Raw genomic sequence first — 21,290 nt, 5'->3', positions numbered from 1 at the left:
GCGAGACGCCACATCGACTGCGGGTCAGGCGGTCTGGCCGCTGTGGGTGCCCTCGGCGATCTCCTCGACGACCTTCGCGTTGAAGGCGGGCAGGTCGTCGGGGGTGCGGCTCGAGACCAGGCCCTGATCGACGACCACCTCTTCGTCGACCCAGTCCGCCCCGGCGTTGCGCAGGTCGGTCTTGAGGCTCGGGTAGCTCGTCATCGTGCGGCCGTTGACGACATCCGCCTCGACGAGCAGCCAGCCGCCGTGGCAGATCACACCGACCGGCTTGTGCTGCTCGAAGAACGTCCGCGCGAACGTCACGGCATCGCCGTCCATGCGCAGGTGATCGGCGTTGACGACTCCGCCCGGCAGCATGAGCGCGTCGAACTCACCCGCGTCGGCATCCGCGACCCGCACGTCGACCGGCTGGCTGTGGCCGTTCTTGCCCTCGATGGCGTCGCCGTCCGGAGCGACCATCACGGCCGTGGCGCCGGCGCCGGTGACCGCCTCCCACGGGGAGGTCAGTTCGCTGTCTTCGTATCCGTTCGTCGCGAGGAACGCGATTCTCTTTCCACTCAGATCAGTCATGACTCCACGGTAGGTCGCTGCCCTCGCCGGGTGCAGGGGCTTGACACCTCGGCGCCGTCGGCCGAGCTCGCTCGCGGACGTGTCGGCGCGGGGTCCTAGGCTGGCGCCGTGAGCACCGACGTCCGCATCGGCCCCGAGGGCACCGCGCGCTGCGCCTGGGTCGGCGAGGATCCCGAGTACCGCCGGTACCACGATGAGGAGTGGGGGATGCCGCTGCACGGCGATCGTCCGCTCTTCGAGAAGATGAGCCTCGAGGGGTTCCAGGCGGGGCTGTCGTGGATCACGATCCTGCGCAAGCGCCCGCGGTTCCGCGAGGTGTTCGCCGGGTTCCAGCCGGAGGCGGTCGCCCGGTTCGACGAGTCCGACATCGAGCGGCTCATGGCCGACGCCGGGATCATCCGCAACCGGGCGAAGATCCTCGCGACCATCTCCAACGCGCAGCTGGTGGTCGACATGGCGCCGGGCGAGCTCGACGAGCTGCTGTGGTCGTTCGCGCCCCCGGCCAAGCCGCGGCCCCGGACGTTCGCCGAGGTTCCGGCCACCACCGCCGAGTCCGACGCCATGAGTAAGGCCCTGCGCAAGCGCGGCTTCCGGTTCGTCGGCTCGACGACGATGTACGCGCTGATGCAGTCGGCCGGGATGGTCGACGACCACGTGGAAGGATGCTGGCGCGCGGCATGACGCGTCGCCGCCATGACGACGACGCCGAGACCGGCTGAGCGTGCTGCCGCGCTGATCCCTTGCGCCGGCGCGGTCGCAGTGCCACACTCCCAACCAATCACGGGATCCTGCCGGGAGACCCTCGCCCAACAGTCCGTCGCAGCGTTGCCGCGGTCATGTATCACGGGGCTTCCGAGGCGCTCTTCGATGAGGGCTGCCACGCCGGAGCCCGCTCCCGCGCAGCATCATTCCTCGTCACCGATCCGATATCACCGCCTCGCTGCTCGGGAGCATCGGCGACACAGGTCGCCGCAACCCGTCCACCGAGCCAGAGGAGCGCACCATGCGCAAGGTCTTCTTCGTCATCAGCGTGCTGGCCATCGCGGCCGTCGTGCTGCAGTTCTACTTCGCGGGGCTGGGAGTCTTCAGCGTGCCTGAGGACAACCTCTTCGCCATCCACGGCACCAACGGGCGCATCGTGCTGCCGGTGCTGTTCCTGCTCCTGATCATCTCGGCCGCCATCGCGCGCGCCGGCAAGCGGACGATCTGGCTCACCGTGCTGGCGCTGGGTCTGCTGATCCTGCAGACGCTGCTCTTCATCTTCACGGGCATGATCTTCGGCATCGGCCCGGAGAGCAGCGAGATCCCGTTCGCCGCAACGGCGATCATCAGCCTGCACGCGCTCAACGGCGTGGCGATCCTCTTCGTGCTCAGCGTCATCGCGCGTCGAGCATGGGTGCTCGGATATCGCACGCCGGGTGAGGTGTCGGGCTCAGCGCGCGCCGGTGAGACCGTGAGCGCCACGGAGCCGGGCCTGTCCGCCTGATATGCCCACCACTGCGTTGCAGGTCGCCGCGATCGCCTCGGCGATCGCGGCGGCTGCCGCGTGGGCGGCGGTCGCGACAGTGCATCGGCCCGTCCGGTCGAGAGGATGGATGCTGCCGGCGACCGCCGCGGTGACCGCCACGCTCCTGTTCGTGATCACAGTGAGCGTGCTGTGGTCTCGCTCGTGGTGGTTCGCCGCCGAGCACGTGACGGTGTCGGCCCCGCTGGCGCTGCTGGCATCCGCCTGGTTCGCGGCCTCCGCGGCGAGGGACCTCCGCGCCGGTGGCGGCGCGAGAGAGCAGTCCTCCTCGACGCGCGCCGCCGCGTGGGCCGGATGCACGGCATCCGTCACGGCGCTGGTCGGAGCGCTCGTCGTGGGCGCGCCGTTCTCCCCGTGGAGCGCGGTGGCCCTCGCGCTCCTGGCCGTGGGGGGAGCGGCCCTCGCGGCGCTGGCCGGAAGGCCGCACCCCGCGCGTCGCCCCATCGCGATGGTCGGCGCGGGCCTCTTCGGCGTCGTCGCCATCTCGGCCGTCCTCGTGGGGATCGGACTGTCCGACCCGGGGCCGCTGCGCAGCGCCGTGCACGCGCACGGCGCGGGCGGCGAGGGGGCGCTGGTCGCCCAGGGTCTTCCGGGAGAGGGACCGCAGCACGCTGTGACTCTGCTCCGGGACACCACGACCCGTCCCGCCGACGTGTCCGTCGACCTGCACGCGCGCGCGGGCTCTCACACCCTGCCCAGCGGAACGGAGATCGACGCATGGACCTTCGGCGCGCTGGGCGGAACGCCGATCGAGGCGACGGTCGGCGACCTCGTCGAGGTGCGACTCCACAACGTCGACATCGACGAGGGCGTGACCGTCCACTGGCACGGCTATGCGGTGCCCAACGGCGACGACGGCGTCGCCGGCGTCACCCAGGATGCGGTGGCGCCCGGCGAGACGTTCACCTACCGGTTCGTCGCCCAGGAGCCGGGCACCTACTGGTACCACACCCATCAGGCCGCGTCCGAGGGTGTCGTGAGAGGACTCTACGGCTCCTTCGTCGTCCGGCCCTCGGGCGGGGAGGCGGCCGATGTCGACACCGTCGCCCTGCTTCACAGCTTCGGTCACCGGCTCGTGATCGGGGCATCCGATCAGGCGCAGGTGCGGGCGGTGCTCCCGGGAAGCACCGTGCGGCTGCGGCTGGTGAACACCGATCAGATCTCGCGCACCGTCCGGGTCAGCGGTACGGACTTCCGGGTGCTCGCCATCGACGGCACCGACATCGAGCAGCCCGGGGCGCTCTCACGACGCGATCTGGTGATCCCCGCCGGCGGAAGGATCGACGTCGGGTTCGACATGCCCGACCGCGGCGTACGCATCGACGACACCGGCTCGCGCACCGCGCGCCTGGTCTACCTGCCGCACGAGGGCGCTCCCGAACCGGAACCCGTGCCGTCCGAGGGCGTGTTCGACGCGGTCGCCTACGGCGAAGGGATGCCGCCCGCATGGGCCGCGGAGCCGTTCGATGTGTCCCGCACGATGGTGCTCGACCGTCTGCCGAGGCTCACCTCGAGTGGCCCGGCGTACGCATACACGATCGACGGAGCGGTGTTCCCGCAGATCCCTCCCACCGTCGTGCGAGAAGGCGACACCGTCGAGCTCACGATCGTCAACCGCGGGTTCGAGGTGCACCCGATGCATCCGCACGGGCACCGCGTGCTCGTGCTCGAGGTGGACGGGCGTCGACCGGCCTCGCCGCTGTGGCTGGACTCCTTCGACGTGCGACCCGGCCAGGTGTGGCGGGTGGCGCTGGTCGCCGACAACCCCGGCATCTGGATGGATCACTGCCACAATCTCGAGCACGCCGCGCTGGGGATGGTGTCGCATCTGGCCTATGAGGGGGTTTTCTCACCGTTCGACCATGGCGGCGAGACGGGGAACCGCCCCGAGTGAGTCGAGGCTTCGAGCACGATTGAGGAAGCGGCGTGTCCGCGATCGCGGCCACAATGTAGGGTCGCCATCGATCGAGAGGACCCCATGGCCGAGGCATCCGTCCCCCACATCGCCGACTCGCACGACATGATCCGCGTCATCGGTGCGCGCGAGAACAACTTGAAGGACGTCTCGGTCGAGATCCCGAAGCGTCGGCTCACCGTCTTCACCGGCGTCAGCGGCTCGGGCAAGTCCTCGCTCGTGTTCGCCACGATCGCGAACGAGTCGCAGCGCCTCATCAACGAGACCTACCCGACCTTCGTGCAGCAGTTCATGGCGCAGCTGAACCGGCCCGAGGTGGACGGGCTCGAGAACATCAGCCCCGCGATCATCGTCGATCAGGAGCGCATGGGCTCCAACGCCCGGTCGACCGTGGGGACGGCGACCGACGCGTACGCCATGCTGCGCATCCTGTTCAGCCGGCTCGGGCAGCCGCGCGTGGGCTCGCCGCAGGCGTTCTCGTTCAACATCCCCTCCGCCAAGGGCAGCGGGGCGATCACCGTCGAGCGCGAGGGGCAGAAGGGCAAGCCCGAACACCGGACGTTCGAGATCACCGGCGGCATGTGCCCGCACTGCGAAGGCCTGGGCGAAGTCAGCGACATCGACCTCGATGAGCTGTTCGACCGGAACAAGTCCCTCGCCGAAGGCGCGATCACGATCCCCGGCTACAACGCCGACGGCTGGATGGTCCGCATCTTCACCGAGTCCGGATTCATCGACCCCGACAAGAAGATCCGCGACTTCACCGAGACCGAGCTGCACGACTTCCTCCACAAGGAGCCGGTCAAGGTCAAGGCCGCCGGCATCAACATGACCTACGAGGGCCTGGTGCCCAAAATCACGAAGGCGATGCTGCAGAAGGACCGGGACTCGCTGCAGCCGCACATCCGGGCGTTCGTCGAGCGCGCCGTGAAGTTCATGCCCTGCCCCGCGTGCGGCGGCACGCGTCTGAACGAGGGCGCCCGCTCCTCGAAGATCCGGGGGATCAGCATCGCGGATGCCGCCGCGATGCAGATCTCCGACCTCTCGGCCTGGCTCGACACGGTCGACGACCCCGAGGTGGCGCCGCTCATGACGGGGCTGCGCAAGACGATCGCCTCCTTCGTCGAGGTCGGCCTCGGGTACCTGTCGCTCGACCGCGCGTCCGGCACCCTCTCAGGCGGCGAGGCGCAGCGGACGAAGATGATCCGTCACCTCGGCTCGCCGCTGACCGATGTGACCTACGTCTTCGACGAGCCCACCGCCGGCCTCCACCCGCACGACATCCAGCGCATGAACGACCTGCTGCAGCGGCTGCGCGACAAGGGCAACACCGTGCTCGTCGTGGAGCACAAGCCCGAGGTCATCGAGATCGCCGACCACATCGTCGACCTCGGTCCCGGCGCCGGTCGCGCCGGCGGCGAGATCCAGTACACCGGCGATGTCGAGGGGCTGCGCGCCTCGGGCACCATCACCGGTCGGCACCTCGACGACCGAGCCCAGCTGAAGCCCTCGACCCGCACGCCGAAGAGCGCGCTCGAGATCCGCGGCGCGAGTCAGCACAACCTCAAGAACGTCGACGTCGACATCCCGCTCGGCATCCTGACCGTCGTCACGGGTGTGGCCGGGTCCGGCAAGTCATCGCTGATCCACGGCAACGTGCCGGCGTTCGACGACGTCGTCGTGGTCGACCAGTCGCCGATCAAGGGATCGCGGCGCAGCAGCCCGGCCACCTACACCGGTCTGCTCGACGTCATCCGGTCCGCGTTCGCGAAGGCGAACGGCGTGAAGCCGGGCCTGTTCAGCGCCAACTCGGAAGGCGCGTGCCCTGCCTGCAAGGGCCTGGGGGTCATCATCACGAATCTGGGCTACACACAGAGCGTCGAGACCCTGTGCGAGGTCTGCGACGGCAGCGGTTTCAGCGACACGGTGCTGGAGTACCGGCTCGACGGCAAGAACATCGCCGAGGTGCTCGCGATGTCGGCGGACGAGGCATCCGCGTTCTTCAGCAAGGGCCCCGCGCAGGCGACGCTCGCGCGGCTCATCGACGTCGGCCTCGGATACATCACGCTCGGGCAGGCGCTGAACACGCTGTCCGGCGGTGAGCGCCAGCGACTCAAGCTCGCCATCTCGATGGCCAAGAAGGGTGCCGTCTACGTGCTCGACGAGCCGACGACGGGTCTGCATCTCGCGGATGTCTCCAACATGCTCGGCATGCTCGACCGTCTCGTCGACGCCGGGAACAGCGTCATCGTGATCGAGCATCACCAGGCCGTCATGGCGCACGCCGACTGGATCATCGACCTGGGCCCCGGCGCCGGTCACGACGGCGGCGAGATCGTCTTCCAAGGGACACCGGCCGACCTCGTCGCGACCGCCGACACGCTGACGGCGAAGCACCTGCGCGAGTACGTCGGCGCCTGACGCGCGCCGCGCGAGGCCGGGACGGATGCTCAGGCGGCGGTCGCCATCCCGCCGCAGCGGACGGTCGCAGCCGCCATGACGTCCTGCTTGGTGGCGAAGTACGCCGTGCCCATCGGCGCCTGCACCCACACCACCTCGAACCCCTCGGGGGCCCGCTCCACGTATGCGATCAGGCAGCGCGGGTCGTCGTGCGGGTAGGAGGTGTCGGTGATGACCCAGCCATTGCCCAGCAGTCGCACCAGTTCCAGGCGGTCTGCGGTCGGAACGGAAGGAATGGTGAGCATCGCAGCCTCCTCGATGAGCGTGACTCAAGCAAACACTGAGGCACCGACAGTGTCCCGAGGGTTGATTTCGGATTCGCGCGTGTGATATTCGCGCCCTCGCAGAGCGAGATGAACACGACGGGGTGAAGCGGCGGGTGAAAAACCGGGCACAGAAGCGCCGCGTCCTGTAGAAACCATCTTGGTGCCTGAGAGTTTCATGGGAGTCGTGCCCAGGAACGTCGACCTCTGACGCTCGGGCCCTCGGGGGAGGAAGACCATGGCGCATCCGTTGCGACGTTCGAGCGGCGATCTGAAGCGGCAGCGTCGCCGGCCGTCCTGGCTCTCGGTCCGTGGGAAGCGGACCTTCGCAGGTGCGGCTCTCGCCAGCGTGCTCGGGCTGGTGCTCGGCCTGGTGCCTGCTGTGCCGGCGGCAGCGGCGGGACAGCCGGTCGCGGAGGTGACGATCACGGACGCCAACGGCGTCCCGATCGACAGCGTCGTACCGGTGACGTCGGCGAGTGTCGAATACCAGGTGCGCGTCTCGTACACCTGTACCGGCGACGCCGACTGCACCAACATGACCGTCGCCATCGCGGCGCCGCCCAAGGACCCGTACTACGACACGTACCGCAAGGAGTCCGGTTCCGACTGGATCGCTCCGTTCAGCCCGGCGCCGCCGATCACGGGTGATCTCGCCTCCGGCTACACGGTCCGTCTGGGGACCGTGGCGGCGGGAGCCACGGGCACGATCGTGTTCAGGTACTTCCTCAAGGGCCCGGTGGGGACGCCTGGCAGTCAGCACACGAACAACCTGGGTTGGGGCAACTTCTTCCCGCCCGGGTTCGGCATCGACCCCCAGGTCACCGTCACCGCTGACAACGCCGCCCCTGTGAACGTCACGGATCACGCAACCTACGACAGCGTGGTCCCGACGCCGAGTCTCGTCTTCAACGCCCCGGGCTCCGTCAAGACCGACACTCCGATGACGGTGACGATGGAGGCGCGATCCGGATGCTGGACACGTAACGGCTACAACACGCTGAAGGCTCAGTACAACAGTCTGTGCAGCACCTCCGGTTCGGTCGCAGTGAAGCTCCCCGCGGAGGCCGTCTGGGTGAGCGGCAGCGGTGGCACCTATGACGCCGACAGCCACACGGTGACGGTCACGGCTGGGCCCGACGCGTGGTACGGACTTCTGAGCGGGGCGTTCCAGGTGACATTCCCGCGCTCCGCTTATCCGGAGACAGGGGAGGGGTGCTTCGCCTCCGAGGCGTTCGAGGCGACCGGCAGCGTGACCTACCTCAATGGCGTCGTCAAGGCCACGACACCCGTCAGTCAGTCCCGCACCACCACCGTGGACAACTGCCAGCCGTTCATGAAGGGCACCTTCAACAAGGGCGCCACCGCGGCCCGCTACAAGATCCCGACCACGACGCCCACCACGGGTCCGTACTGGCAGGTGGACACCTATCACCAGGGCAACAAGCCCGGCGTGGTGACGGTCGTCGATGACACGCTGGACCAGCCGGGCATGCCTGTCTCCTCCATCTCGACCAGCGCGGGCGCCACCATCAGGTACACGCTGGACGGCGGAACCACCGGAGAGGTGACGGGCACAACCTATACGGCGCCGACGGGGCGCCGAATCGTGAAGGCGACCGTCGTCTCCTCGCCCTTGGCAGGTCCCAACCTCGAGCCGAGCGGCACGGCCAGCACGCGGTTCTGGGTCCGCTACTTCTTCTCGGTGATGCCCGGCGCGACGCCGGAGGACCGCGTGAACACCGCGAGCGCCACGATCTCGTACCCCGACTACCCCGAGATCGCGCCCTTCACGCCCACCGGAAGCCCCGACTCTCAGACGGTCACCCTGTACGAGGTCGAGCCCTTCGCGAAGGCATCCGTCGACAAGTACTCGAACGCCGCCACGTATCCCGTGCAGGCGGCCTCCTACGGCGGGAGCCACTGGGTCGTCGACGTGTGCAATCAGAGCAACGTGGACGGTGTGGCCACCGTCACCGACACCTTCGACCAGGCCGGTCTTCCCGTCTACCACATCAGGACCAACGTCCCCGCGACGGTCACCTACACGCTCGACAACGGCACCACCGCAACCGTGACCGGGACGGATTATGCCGCGCCGACCGGTCGCTCGATCGTGAAGGCCACTGTCGTCTCGCCCACGCTTCCCGGACCGAATGCGACGTCGGCCGGTACCGGCTGCTCTCTGTTGCGCGTGATCTTCTACTTCCGCGTGGAGGCCGGCGCAGCGGCGGGTGAACGGGTCAACACCGCGTCGGCGACGATGACCTATCCGAACACGGACCTGGGCACAGTGCCGGCGACCGGCAGCCCCGACACGCACACCGTCAACCTGTACACGAACACGCCGTACACCATCGAGGCGACCTCGCTGAGTGAGACCAACAACACCAGCCAGAACGCGAACCCGCGAGCCGGTGACGAAGTGGTCTGGTCGGCCAACGCGCGGTTCTGCAACCTGGCGACGGACAGAACCATCACCCCGCAGTACATCTTCGTCGCGCCGCGAGGTTGGAACATCCTCCCCGACGGAGCGACGTTGGCCAATGTGCCGGGTTCGACCTTCGCCTACAAGACGATCAGCTACGAGGGCGTCCCGCGCAATGCGGTGATCGTCCAATGGCCGGCGGGTGTCGCGGGCGTCGGAACAGGGTCCGGCAGCAACTGCGCTCCGCTGTCCCAGCTGTCGGTGAAGACGTCGCCGACCCTCGCGGCGCCGGCGGGCGCGCAGAGCGCGCACTTCTTCGTCGGCGACGTGGCGAACGCGACTGCCGAGTCGTACTCGCCGACTCGGGTGAATGAGGCGGCCACGGGCGCCGACATCGACACCGACGGCACGACGGCCGATTCCTTCGCGCTTCGCGCCGACACCGTCATCGTGCAGGGGGTTCCGGGGCTGAACCAGCTCAAGGAGATCTGCCAGCCCGACAGCACTCGATCCGACGGGTGCAACTGGCTCTCCGACCCCGCCGTCACTGTCGGAGTCCCGCCGAACGCGACCTCGATCAAGTACCGCGTCACCATCCGGAACACCGGGCAGACGGATCTGACGAACGTGGTGGTCTACGACGTCCTGCCGTACCCGAACGATGTCGGCACATCGGACGCATCCGCGGGCGTCTCCCGGGGCAGCACGGTGAAGGAGACGCTGTCGAACCTGACCGCGGACAGCCCCACAGGGATGACGTTCACGTATTCGACCTCGACCAATCCGCCGAGATCCGAGGTGTTCTCCGGCCCCACCACCGGCGACTGGAACGCACCGCTGGCGGGAGCCAGCGCGATCAGGGCCACCATCCCGACCCTCAGCGCAGGGACGTCGCGCACGTTCATGTACGAAGCCGCCCTGGTCGGTGCCGCGGCCGACCAGACCGCCTGCAACTCGCTCGCTGTGAAGGGCGACACGCTGGTGACGTCGGAACCGCCTCGAGTCTGCGCCTCGACGCAGGAGGCGGACTTCGAGATCGCCGCGGCGGACCGGCTGCCGCTGCAGGCGGATCGCCTGGGAGTCGTGCCGTTCGCGGTGACGAACAAGGGCGGTTCGGCGCTGGCTTCCGGCGTGGTGAGCCTGCGGGTGCCCGCCGGGCTCACGATGGGGTCGCTCTCGACGCCGGGCTGGTCGTGCGCCGCGGAGGCTCCTACCGGTCCGACGACCGTGGAATGCAAGCCGGTGCAGCCGGACGGCGTGACGACCCGCGAGCTGGCGAAGGACGCGACAGAGACGATCTCGCTGCGCGTCCGCCCGTCGGCGGGCGCAGCCGAGGAGCTGTGCGTGGACGCGGATGTCGAAAGCTCGAAGTTCGACCCTGAGGACGGCAACAACACCGCCAGCGCCTGCGCCTCTGTGGTGACCGGTCCAGAGCTGCAGGTCACGAAGGACGATGACCGCGACGCCGTGGCGCCGGGTGACACGTACACGTACACGATCACGTTGGCGAACCGCCTGGTGGCCGAGGCGCTGCCGAGCGCGACGCTGACCGACACGTTGCCGGCCGGCCTGCAGCTGGTCGAGACGAGCCCCGCCGCGACGGTATCCGGGCAGACCGTGACCTGGCAGCTCGGTGGGCTGAACCCGGCGGGCGTGGAGTCCGCGGACGGTGACATCGCGACGGGTGGAGCGGGTTCGACGACATCCGTGACGGTCACCGTGAAGGCTCTGCCCTCCCTGAGAGGCGAGGTGGTCAACACCGCGCGAGCGACAGCCCCAGATCCCGTCGATGCGGCGCGGGTGCTGTCGGCGGAGGGTACGGACACCGACGACCTGCAGCGCTCCACTGTCACCAAGTCCAGCGACGCCGCCGCAGCCGGTGTGCGCAGCGGTGACCGCGTGACGTACACCGTGACGCTGAGGAACGACGGCACGGCGGACTACACGGAGAGCGACCCCGCACGTCTGATCGATGACCTCTCAAACGTGCTCGATGACGCGACCTTCGTCGAAGGATCAGCCGAGGCGAGGATCGACGGCGGTTCTGCGACGCCGGTGGCCGACCCCCTGCACGAGCGCCTCAGCTGGTCGGGCCCGCTGAAGGCCGGCTCGGCAGTCACGCTGACCTATCAGGTGACCGTCGGGGAGGGGCAGCCGGGCGACGTGCTGACGAACACCGCGTACGCCGCCGGATCGCCCAGCAGCTGCACCGACGGCCTGACGCCCGACAGTGACTCGTGCGCCAGGGTGACGACGCAGTTCGCGCCGACGCTCGCCAAGGTCGTGAAGTCGTCCGCGCAGAACGACGACGGTACCTGGACCACCGTCTACTCCGTCGTCGTGACGAACACCAGCCCGACGGCGGCTGCGACCTACACCCTCAACGACGCTCTGGCGTTCGGCGCGGGGATCTCCGTGGTGAGCGCCGCCGTGACTTCGGCGCCCGAGGGCGTCGCCACGACGTGGTCGGGGTCCGGACCGATCGCGACGGGTGTCACCATTCCGGCGAACACCCAGCATGCGTTCGAGATCACAGCGGTCGCCGACGCCGGTACGACCGGCGGCACACCCGCGGGAACGTGCACGACCGGTGTCGCGGGCGGGTTCGCCAACCGGGCGACGCTCGCCACCTCTGACGGTCGGACGGCGTCCGCTGAGGCTTGTGCCGCACCGGTCGAGCCCACCGTCGACAAGGTGGTGGCGCCGGCGAGCCAGTTGGGCGACGGGCGGTTCCGCGTCGAGTACACGGTGACGGTCAGCAACGCGCACGCCGTGGACCTCCCGTACACGCTCGACGACAAGCTGGCCATCCCGGCGGGCATCGCCGTGGACCAGGTGACGGTGGAGGGTCCGACCGGCGCGCCGGTGAACCCGGCCTTCAACGGCACGGATTCCACGGCGCTGCTCACCGGCGCCGACCGGATCCCAGCGGGATCGGCGGACGCGCCTGCGACGCGCGTGTTCACGGTCGCCCTGATCGTCGACGCGGGGCAGTCCGGGTCTGCCGGCGCCTCCGCGCTCGCGTGCGCTCCGGCGGGCAGCGGCGGCTACCGTAACGTCGTCGACCTGCACGCCGGCACCAGCGCGACGGTGCTCGACACCGCCGACGCCTGCACGAACGCGGTGCCGCTGCCCATGCCGGAGGTCACCAAGCGGGTGGTCTCCACGGCGGTGAACGGCGATGGCGACTGGACGATCGTGTACGACATCGCCGTGAAGAACCCGGATGCCACCTACTCGACCCGGTACTCGCTCCAGGACGAGCTCCGGTTCGCGGAGGGTGTCACCGTGCTCGAAGCGGAGGTCACCTCCTCGGAGGTCACCGTGTCGAACGCCTGGGACGGTGAGGCCGACACCGCCGTGACCACCGATCAGGCGCTGCCGGCGGCGACGACGCACACCTACACCGTCACCGTCCTGGCCGATCCTGGAGCATTCGACGCGGAGTCGGCGGCGGCCGACTGCCGGCTCGACGCCGGAGAGACGGCCACGGGCTTCTCGAATCTGACGACCGTCACATCGGGCGTGAAGACGGCCTTCGCGTCCGCGTGCGAGCCGATCAACGACCCGAGCGCGGTGAAGACGACGGTGGGTCAGCCGACGCAGGACCCCGAGACCGGTGTATGGACGCTCCAGTACGACATCACGGTGAAGAACCGCTCGACGACCACGGTGGGAACCGTCCCGTACACGCTCACCGACGAACTCGGCTTCCCGGCCGACGTCGCGGTGCTGGGTGTGAGTGTCGAAGCGCCCGACGGGGTGATCGTCAACGACGCCTTCGACGGCGAGAGCGACACCACGATCGCGGAGGCGGGCATCGGCAGGGCGGCGAGCGAGACCGCTCCGGCGACGCAGGTGTACACGGTGACGGTGGAGTTCACGGTCCCGGCCGGGCTCAGCGAGGGCGTCGCGTGCGATCCGGCTCAGGGACCGGGAGGCCTCTTCAACGCGGTCGAGCTTGCGGTCGGTTCGCGGATCTCCGGCGCGGTCGCATGTGCGAACGTCCCGGACGTTCCGATGCCGGGGCTCACCAAGACGGTGTTGTCGCAGGAGCAGCAGGCCGACGGCACATGGGAGCTGCTGTACCAGGTGACGGTCGCCAACCCCTCGGCCACGGCGGCGAGCGAGTACACGCTCGACGACGAGTTCGCGCTGGGCGAGGGCATGACGCTCGAAGGCGCTCCGTCGGTCGTCGCACGTCCCGAAGGCGTGACCGTGGAGCCGGACTTCGACGGTGGAGAAGCAACGACGATCGCGGAGGAGATCCTCCTTCCCGCAGGCGGCGCCCACACCTACACCGTCCGCGCCGTCGTGGACGCGGGATCGGTGACGGGCGACGACCCTGCTGGTGACTGCATCCTCGACGCGGACGAGGCGGGAACCGGCTTCGGCAACACCGCCTTGCTCGACAGCGGCGTGGCGGCATCCGACACCATGGCCTGCGCTCGCGCATGGGACCCGGGTGTGACGAAGGAGCTCAACGGCCGGCCGGTCCAGCAGTCCGATGGGTCGTGGCTGCTCAGCTACACCATGACGGTGACCAACCCGTCACCGGTGCGCTTGAGCTACGGACTCGAGGATGAACTGGCCTTCCCCTCGGGCACCGACATCACGATCGAGTCGGCCGCGGGGCGTCCCGGATCTCCCTCCGTGGAGGCGGATTGGGATGGCCAGGCGCAGCTGCAGCTGGTGGCCGATGGCACGGCGCTGCCGGCGGGCGCGATGCACGTCTTCGACGTGACCGTGCGGGCACTCCTGCCCGAGGACCAGGAAAGCGTTCCCGGCGGCTGGGCCAACACCGCCACGGTGCGATCCGGAGTGGACGGGGTGATCGAGACCGCCGCGCTGGCGGAGGCGGACATCCTTGTTCCCCGACTCGCGATCGCGAAGGAGGCCACCCCGTCCGAGCCGCTGCTGCGGATCGGCGACACCGTCGACTACGTGATCACCCTGGAGAACGTGGGCGAAGGCGACTTCACCGCGCTCTACCCCGCCGTCGTCTGGGACGCGCTGGCCGACGTGCTCGACGATGGTGACATCGCCGCAGGACCGGATGCCGCGCCGATGATGGGCGGGGTGACCTTCACGGGGGACGCATACCGGTTCGCGTCGCCACTGGTATCCGGTGAGACGGCGACGATCACGTACACCGTGGCGGTGGCAGATCACGACGGCGACGCCGACCTGGTCAACGTCGCGTATGTCAGCGACCTGACCGAGGACCTGCCGAGTCCCCCGGCGGCCGAGGACTGCGATTCGGACACCTGCGCGCTCACCCAGACCCCGCTCGCTGCGCTGCAGATCGACAAGTCGGCGAGCGCGGCGGTCGCAGCGCCCGGGGACAGGATCACGTACACCGTGACGGTGACCAACAGCGGCCAGGCCGACATCCCCGCCGCCGATCCGGCCGTCCTGACCGACGACCTGACCGGCGTGCTGGACGCCGCCACCTACAACGGCGACGCCGCTGCCGATGAGGGAAGCGCGGAGGTCTCGGGTGCCACGCTCACCTGGACCGGCGGACTGGAAGCGGGAGAGTCGGCCACGATCACCTACTCCGTCACGGTGAAGCAGGATGCCCCTGACGGGGCGGAACTGGTCAACGTCGCCATGACGGATCCCACCCTGCTCAGCGTGGCGCTCGGCGGCGGTGCGACCGAGGAGCAGGTGACCACGCTGTCGCGGGTGCACCGCCTCGCGGTCACCGGAGCCGACGGCTGGGGGATCGGCATCGGCATCGCATTCCTCCTGCTCGTCGGCGGTTGCCTCCTGCTGTTCGCACGACGCAGGCGCCGGTCCGCGGAATGAGATGACGCCAGCCCGGCTCCGCGCGGGCTGACACCGCGATCGGGGGCCCATGGGGGAATCTCCCCATGGGCCCCCGTGCGTGTGGCAGGTAGCATCGCAGGGCGGCCGCGGGGATCGGGGGCACGTGAACAGCCGGGTTAGGCTGAATCGTCCGCTTCCGCGCCGTGTGCCTGGCGCGTCAGGGCTCCACCCCGCGATGCTGCATCACCGCCCCTGGAGGAGGCCGAAGTTCCATGAGGTCGTTCGCCTGGCTCCGCGCGCGCCCGCGCACGCTCGCGTCCGCCGGCGCCGTCACGGCTGCGGCGGTGACCATCACGACCCTCGCCTTCGTCTACCAGGGCCTGCCCACCACCGAGGTCGACCTCCACGACGGCGGTGTGTGGGTCACCAAGAAGTCGAGCCTCCTCGTCGGCCACTTCAACCACGAGTCCAAAGTGCTCGACGGCGGCCTGCGCACCACGAGCGACGAGTACGACATCCTGCAGTCCGGTGACACCGTCCTCGTCGTGGATGACGCCGGGTCCAGCGTCACGGTCGTCGATCCCGCCATGGTGGCCCTCGGCGCGGCGGCCAATGTGCCGGGCGACGCCGACGTCGAGCTCGGGGGCTCCACCGTCGCGATCCTCGACCGCGCGTCCGGCGACCTCTGGGCGCTGCCGGCAGCCTCGGCGGGCGGCTTCCAGATCGAGGGCACCGAGCCGCTCGCCAACGTCGGCGAGGGAGCGGATGTCGCAGTCGGGGTCGACGGCGTCGTCCACGCCGTCTCGGCCGATGACCACGAGATCGTCACCATCCGGCTGAACCCCGACGGCAGCGCGCCGGAGCCGTCGCGGACGGCCCTTCCCGAACTGCCGGGGAACGCGGAACTGTCCATCACCGCCGTGGGCGAGCGTCCGGCGGTCCTCGACGCCTCCACCGGCACGCTGTACGTCGACGGTCGCACCGTGGTGATCGACGGCGCCCGCGAGGGCGTGCTGCAGACGGCGTCGGCGGCATCCGATGCGGTGACGGTGGCCACCAGCGCCGCGATCGTGCGGGTTCCGTTCGACGGGTCGGACCCGCGCACCGTCGAAGCGGGTCCCGCCGGCTCGCCCACCGCGCCGGTGTGGCTCGAGGGCTGCGCGTACGGCGCATGGAGCGGCTCGGCCCGGTTCGTCCGCGACTGCCCGGGTGAGAGCGACGACCTCATCACCGACATCGACGGCGTCGAGCCGACGTCCGTGCTGCGGTTCCGCGTCAACCGCGACGTGATCGTCCTCAACGACGTCGTCGGCGGCGCGACGTGGATGGCGACCGAGAGCCTGCAGCGCGTGGACAACTGGGAGGAGATCACCCCGCCCGAGGAGGAGAGCGAGGAGAGCGAGGAGACCACCGAGGAGACGGTGGAGACGACGCTCCCAGAGCGCTCCGACGTGAACACGCCGCCCGTCGCCACCGACGACGACCTCGGCGTCCGGCCCGGACGGACGACCCTGCTGCCCATCCTCGACAACGACAGCGATCCCGACGGCGACGTCCTCACCGCGCGCGTCCTGGACGGCGGACCCTCCATCGGCGATGTGCAGTCGATCGACAACGGCCGGGGCCTGCAGATCGCCGTTCCGGAGGATGCCTCGGGTGCGGCATCCTTCGCCTACGAGATCGACGACGGCCGTGGCGGAACCGACACGGCCATCGTGTCGCTCATGGTGCGCGGCTGGGACGTCAACGCCGCCCCCACGCAGAAGCGCGTGACCACCGTCACGGTCGAATCCGGCGGAACCGTCACGTACAACGTGCTGCCGGACTGGATCGACCCCGACGGCGACGACGTCTTCCTCAGCTCGGTCGTGCCCGCGGACGGCGACGAGGCCGACTTCACCTCCGACGGCCGCATCACCTACCGCGCCGTCGGCGGATCGCAGGGCCGCAAGGATGTCGAGATCACGGTCTCGGACGGATCAGACGTCACCGTCGGCACCGTGCGCTTCGACGTCCGCCCGGCGGGGTCCACCGTCCCCGTCACCAACGCCGACTACGTCGCCGTACGGGCCGGACAGACCGCGACGGTCTCGCCGCTCGCGAACGACACCAGCTCCGGCCGGGAGCCGCTGCGACTGACGCGCGTCGACCCGGTGAGCGGCGCCGAGATCGTTCCCGACTACGCCAACAAGACCTTCACCTTCACCTCTCCGACACCAGGCAGCTACTACGTGCAGTACCTCGTCGCCGCCGGCGCCAACGCGGTCCCTGGCCTGGTCCGGGTGGATGTGCTCGCCGAAGGGGAGACGAACATCCCGCCCGTCGCGGTGCGCGACGTCGCGCTGCTCCCCAGCGGCGGCGAGGTGCTCGTCAACGTCCTCGCCAACGACTCCGACCCCTCCGGCGGCATCCTCGTCGTGCAGTCGGTGACGGTCGAGCCCAACTCGGGCATCGCCGTCGCGGTGCTCAACCACGAGACGCTGCGCATCAGCGACCAGGCGGCGCTTGCGCAGCAGGTGCGCATCTCGTACCGCATCTCGAACGGGTCGCAGTCGGCCGAGGGCGACGTCATCGTCATCCCCATCCCCGCGCCGGCGCAGCTGCGCCCGCCGGTCGCGAACGACGACCAGGTGGTCGTGCGCGCGGGCGACGTCGTCAACATCCCGGTGCTCGACAACGACTACCACCCCAACAACGACACCATCCACGTCGCCCCCGATCTCGTGGCGCCGCTCCCTGAGCCCGAGAAGGGCGAGATCTTCGTCTCGCAGGACACCGTGCGCTTCCGCGCGTCGGACGAACCCGGGACGGTGTACGCCACGTACGAAGTGGTCGACAGCACGGGGCAGAAGGACGCCGGCTACATCACGATCCAGGTGCTGCCGGTCAACGAGGAGACCAATGCCGCTCCACGCCCCAGGGATCTGACCGCCCGCGTGCTCGGCGGCAGCCAGGTGCGCATCGCGGTGCCGCTGGACGGCATCGATGCCGACGGCGACTCCGTCACCCTCGTGGGCATCGCGTCCTCGCCCGACAAGGGGCGCATCGTCGAGACGGGCTCCGACTACCTCGTGTACGAGGCCTTCGATGACACGGCGGGCGTCGACGCGTTCACGTACCGCGTGCGCGACCGCCTCGGCGCCGAGGCGACCGCCGCGATCCGCGTCGGGATCGCACCGCCCGAGAGCGTCAACCAGGCGCCGTATGCGGTGAAGGATGCCGTCGTCATGCGCCCCGATCGCCGCGTCGCCGTGCCGGTGCTCGCCAACGACTCCGACCCCGACGGCGACGAGTACTGGGTGCTCAGCGACGGGCTGATCCTCCCCGACGTGCCCGGACTGTCGGCGAAGGTCGACGGCAACCGCGTGATCATCACGTCGCCGGGCGAGCCGATCGAGACCTCGCTGCAGTACACGATCCGCGACGCCCGCGGCGCGCAGGCGAAGGCCGTCGTGCAGATCACCGTCGCCGACGACGTGCCGCTGCAGCCGCCGATCGCACGGGACGACTACGTCAGGGCGCAGGACGTCGAGGAGAACACCGTCGACCTCGAGGTGCTCGCCAACGACGAGGACCCCGACGGCACGCTCGACGAGCTCGAGGTCACCGTGTCGGACTCGGGTGCGCGCGTGCTGGGCGACGGCAAGGTCCGGGTGACGCTGGGCGAGACGAACCAGCTGATCCGGTACACCATCACCGACCGTGACGGGAACCAGGCATCCGCCTTCATCCACGCGCCCGCCCTTTCGGCGCTGCCGCCCACGCTGACCACGACCGAGCCGATCGAGGTCGCCAGCGGCGAGACCGTCGAGCTGCCGCTCGAGGACCACGTGCGCGCCGCGGGCGGCGGGCGGGTCGTCATCACCGAGGCGGCGAAGGTGACCGCCGCGCACAACGACGGCTCGTCCCTCGTGAAGGACCAGGACACGCTCGTCTACACGTCGGCGGCGGGGTACTTCGGGCCGGACGCGATCACCTTCGAAGTGACCGACGGCACGGGACCCGACGACCCGGCCGGCCGGAAGGCGACGCTCACGCTGCAGATCACGGTGCTCCCGCCCGAGAACCAGCAGCCCTCGTTCGTCAACGGACAGGTCGATGTCGCGCCCGGCGAAGACCCCGTCAGCCTGGATCTGCGCGGGCTCACGACCGACCCCGACCCCGAGGACCTCGACCGGATCCGGTACGAGATCGTCGGTGGGGCCCCCAGCGGCATGTCGGCGTCGATCGACGATCAGGAGCTGCGCGTGAGCGCAGACGCGGGCACCCGCAAGGGCACCGCCGCGACGATCCGCCTGCGCATCACCGACGGCACCACGGAGCCGATCGAAGGTGCGGTGAACGTGCGGGTCACCGCGTCCACGCGCGAGCTGCCGACGGCGAACGACGACATCGTGCCCGAGGCCCACCAGGGCGACACCGTGTCGGTGCCGGTGCTCGCCAACGACGTCAACCCGTTCCCCGAAACCCCGCTGAAGATCACGACCGCCGTCGTCGAGACCGGCCAGGGCGACGTCGAGGTCGCCGGCGACGAGGTGCGGGTCACCCCGAACGAGCGCTTCTTCGGCACGATGGTGGTCCGCTACCGCGTACAGGATGCCACGGGAGATGTCGATCGCGAGGTCGAGGGGCGCATCCGGCTCACGGTCCAGGGCAAGCCTGATGCGCCCGGCACGCCGACCGTCTCGAGCGTGCAGGACCGCACGGTGGTGCTGTCGTGGACGCCGCCGGCGAACAACGGCGCCGAGATCGAGCGCTACATCGTGTCGTCGACCGCCGGCGACTACGAGAAGATCTGCGCGTCGACCACGTGCACGCTGGACGGTCTCACAAACAACGTCGAGTACAACTTCACGGTGGTCGCTGAGAACCGCGTCGGCCCGTCCGAGCCGTCGGCGCCGTCCGAGACGGCACGTCCCGACGCTCGCCCGGACACCCCGAACCCGCCGACGCTCGTCTTCGGCGACCGCAGTCTGCAGGTGTCGTGGGCGACGCCGTCGACCCCCGGCTCGCCCGTGGAGAAGTTCACGCTCGAGATCTCGCCCGCCCCGCCGTCGGGCGTCGCGCAGAAGACCGACGTCACCGGCAACTCGCTGGTGTGGGAGGGCCTGGAGAACGGCACGGCGTACCAGGTGCGCGTGCAGGCGCACAACCGCGCCCCCGAGCCCTCGAGCTGGAGCAGCTGGTCGGCGAGCGAGATCCCCGCGGCACCGCCGGCCGCTCCCGCCGCTCCGTCGGTGAACCGACTGGACCCGGTGGGCGACCAGGCGCAGATGGAAGTCGTGTGGGCGGCGCCGGCGAACAACGGCGATGCCATCGCGTCGTACGAGGTGCAGGTGCGCCAGGGCTCCGGGGTGGTCCGCACGATCACCGGCATCCCGGGCTCGCAGACGCGACAGGCTGTCACCGTGCCGACCTCGACGACGGACTACACGTTCAGCGTCCGCGCGCAGAACAAGGCGGGCTGGAGCGCGTGGGGCGCGGCCTCGTCGCCGCGCCGGGCCTTCGGTGCCCCGGGCCAGCCCACGAACGTGCGGGCGGACACGCCCGAGGGCAACAGCGCCATCGTCGTCTCGTATCAGCAGGCGGCCGGCAACGGCGCGAATGCCGGGGAGATCGGCTACGAGTACTCCCTGAACGGCGGGGGCTGGCAGGCGCTGCCGGGAGACCGCATCATCCGCAACCTGTCCAACGGTCAGACATACACGGTGCGACTGCGCGCGTACACCGCGATGGACGGCGTCCGTTACAACGGCGAGCCCTCGGCGCCGTCGAATCAGGCAATCCCGTACGGGCCGGTGCGCAACCCCGGCGCGGACGCGCAGCGCGAGGGTCAGAGCGTGCGCCTCAGCTGGAGCGCCCCGGCCGAGAACGGACGCCGGATCACGCAGATGCAGATCCGCGTCAACAACGGCGGGTGGGAGAACGTCGGACTGAACGGCTCGCGCCTCGTGGGCAACGGCTACGACCAGCGACACTCGATCGACGTTCGGGCGTATGACGCGGAGGGCCAGGTCTCGAACGTCGTCTCCGCCTCGGCGACCACGGAGCCGCGTCCGCAGCCGAGCGCGGTCGCGGGCAAGGGCCAACGCACCAACAGCAGCTCGTGCACGTCGGAGCACTGCCGCTTCGTGACCGTGACTGTGCACAACTTCCGGGCCGGCGACTATCGCGTGTCGTGCAACGCCACCGGACCGTGGGGCGGCACGCCGTTCGCCGGCGGTGGCACGTACCGCATCCCGGCCGACGGCACGGTAGAACTCGGCTGCTACTTCGGTGACCCGGGGCAGCAGGTCTGGGTGACCATCCACGGGTGGGGCGACTCTCAACGCACCACCTGGTAGCGCAACCCGA

8 protein-coding genes are annotated in these 21,290 nt (G+C 69.7%); 6 read left to right on the top strand and 2 right to left on the bottom strand.

The genetic code is table 11. The features are described from left to right. Positions 1-24: 24 nt before the first annotated feature. On the bottom strand, positions 25-573 hold the full coding sequence (locus AC5RVZ_RS12180; RefSeq protein WP_494066017.1) for a type 1 glutamine amidotransferase domain-containing protein: 549 nt from the start codon (positions 571-573) through the stop codon (positions 25-27). Between the two features lie 108 nt (positions 574-681). Between AC5RVZ_RS12180 and AC5RVZ_RS12175 the strand changes: the two genes are divergently transcribed. The 4 genes from AC5RVZ_RS12175 to AC5RVZ_RS12160 all read left to right on the top strand — a co-directional run bounded on the left by AC5RVZ_RS12175 (position 682) and on the right by AC5RVZ_RS12160 (position 6,434). Beyond that, on the top strand, positions 682-1,254 hold the full coding sequence (locus tag AC5RVZ_RS12175; RefSeq protein ID WP_494066016.1) for a DNA-3-methyladenine glycosylase I: 573 nt from the start codon (positions 682-684) through the stop codon (positions 1,252-1,254). A 322-nt stretch (positions 1,255-1,576) separates the two neighbouring features. Then, a complete protein-coding gene (locus tag AC5RVZ_RS12170) occupies positions 1,577-2,059 on the top strand; it encodes a DUF6220 domain-containing protein (RefSeq protein ID WP_494066015.1) in 483 nt (160 codons plus the stop codon). 1 nt (position 2,060) lies between these two features. Beyond that, the gene (locus AC5RVZ_RS12165) at positions 2,061-3,992 is read left to right on the top strand and encodes a multicopper oxidase family protein (protein WP_494066014.1); all 1,932 of its coding nucleotides are present in this window, start codon (positions 2,061-2,063) and stop codon (positions 3,990-3,992) included. 84 nt (positions 3,993-4,076) lie between these two features. After that, entirely contained in the window at positions 4,077-6,434 is a 2,358-nt protein-coding gene (locus tag AC5RVZ_RS12160) for an ATP-binding cassette domain-containing protein (protein ID WP_494066013.1), read from the top strand. 29 nt (positions 6,435-6,463) lie between these two features. On the opposite strand, the gene AC5RVZ_RS12155 is transcribed toward AC5RVZ_RS12160, so the two are convergent. Next, on the bottom strand, positions 6,464-6,718 hold the full coding sequence (locus AC5RVZ_RS12155) for a hypothetical protein (RefSeq protein WP_494066012.1): 255 nt from the start codon (positions 6,716-6,718) through the stop codon (positions 6,464-6,466). 256 nt (positions 6,719-6,974) lie between these two features. On the opposite strand from AC5RVZ_RS12155, the gene AC5RVZ_RS12150 reads away from it, so the two are divergent. Then, positions 6,975-14,975, top strand: a complete 8,001-nt coding sequence (locus tag AC5RVZ_RS12150) for a DUF7927 domain-containing protein (protein WP_494066011.1) — start codon at positions 6,975-6,977, stop codon at positions 14,973-14,975. Positions 14,976-15,208: 233 nt separating this feature from the next. Continuing rightward, positions 15,209-21,280, top strand: coding sequence for an Ig-like domain-containing protein (locus AC5RVZ_RS12145; protein WP_494066010.1), 6,072 nt, complete (start codon positions 15,209-15,211; stop codon positions 21,278-21,280). Positions 21,281-21,290: the final 10 nt, after the last annotated feature.

This window comes from Arthrobacter sp. Cza30, from assembly GCF_059090765.1.
Note: the sequence above shows the minus strand (reverse complement) of the source record. Positions and strands in the feature narration are given on the sequence as shown.

Excerpts from the sequence above, each read along its gene's own strand:
- AC5RVZ_RS12155 (WP_494066012.1), bottom strand. The coding sequence starts at position 6,718 with ATGCTCACCATTCCTTCCGTTCCGACCGCAGACCGCCTGGAACTGGTG.
- AC5RVZ_RS12145 (WP_494066010.1), top strand. The coding sequence starts at position 15,209 with ATGAGGTCGTTCGCCTGGCTCCGCGCGCGCCCGCGCACGCTCGCGTCC.
- AC5RVZ_RS12150 (WP_494066011.1), top strand. The coding sequence starts at position 6,975 with ATGGCGCATCCGTTGCGACGTTCGAGCGGCGATCTGAAGCGGCAGCGT.
- AC5RVZ_RS12160 (WP_494066013.1), top strand. The coding sequence starts at position 4,077 with ATGGCCGAGGCATCCGTCCCCCACATCGCCGACTCGCACGACATGATC.
- AC5RVZ_RS12170 (WP_494066015.1), top strand. The coding sequence starts at position 1,577 with ATGCGCAAGGTCTTCTTCGTCATCAGCGTGCTGGCCATCGCGGCCGTC.
- AC5RVZ_RS12165 (WP_494066014.1), top strand. The coding sequence starts at position 2,061 with ATGCCCACCACTGCGTTGCAGGTCGCCGCGATCGCCTCGGCGATCGCG.
- AC5RVZ_RS12180 (WP_494066017.1), bottom strand. The coding sequence starts at position 573 with ATGACTGATCTGAGTGGAAAGAGAATCGCGTTCCTCGCGACGAACGGA.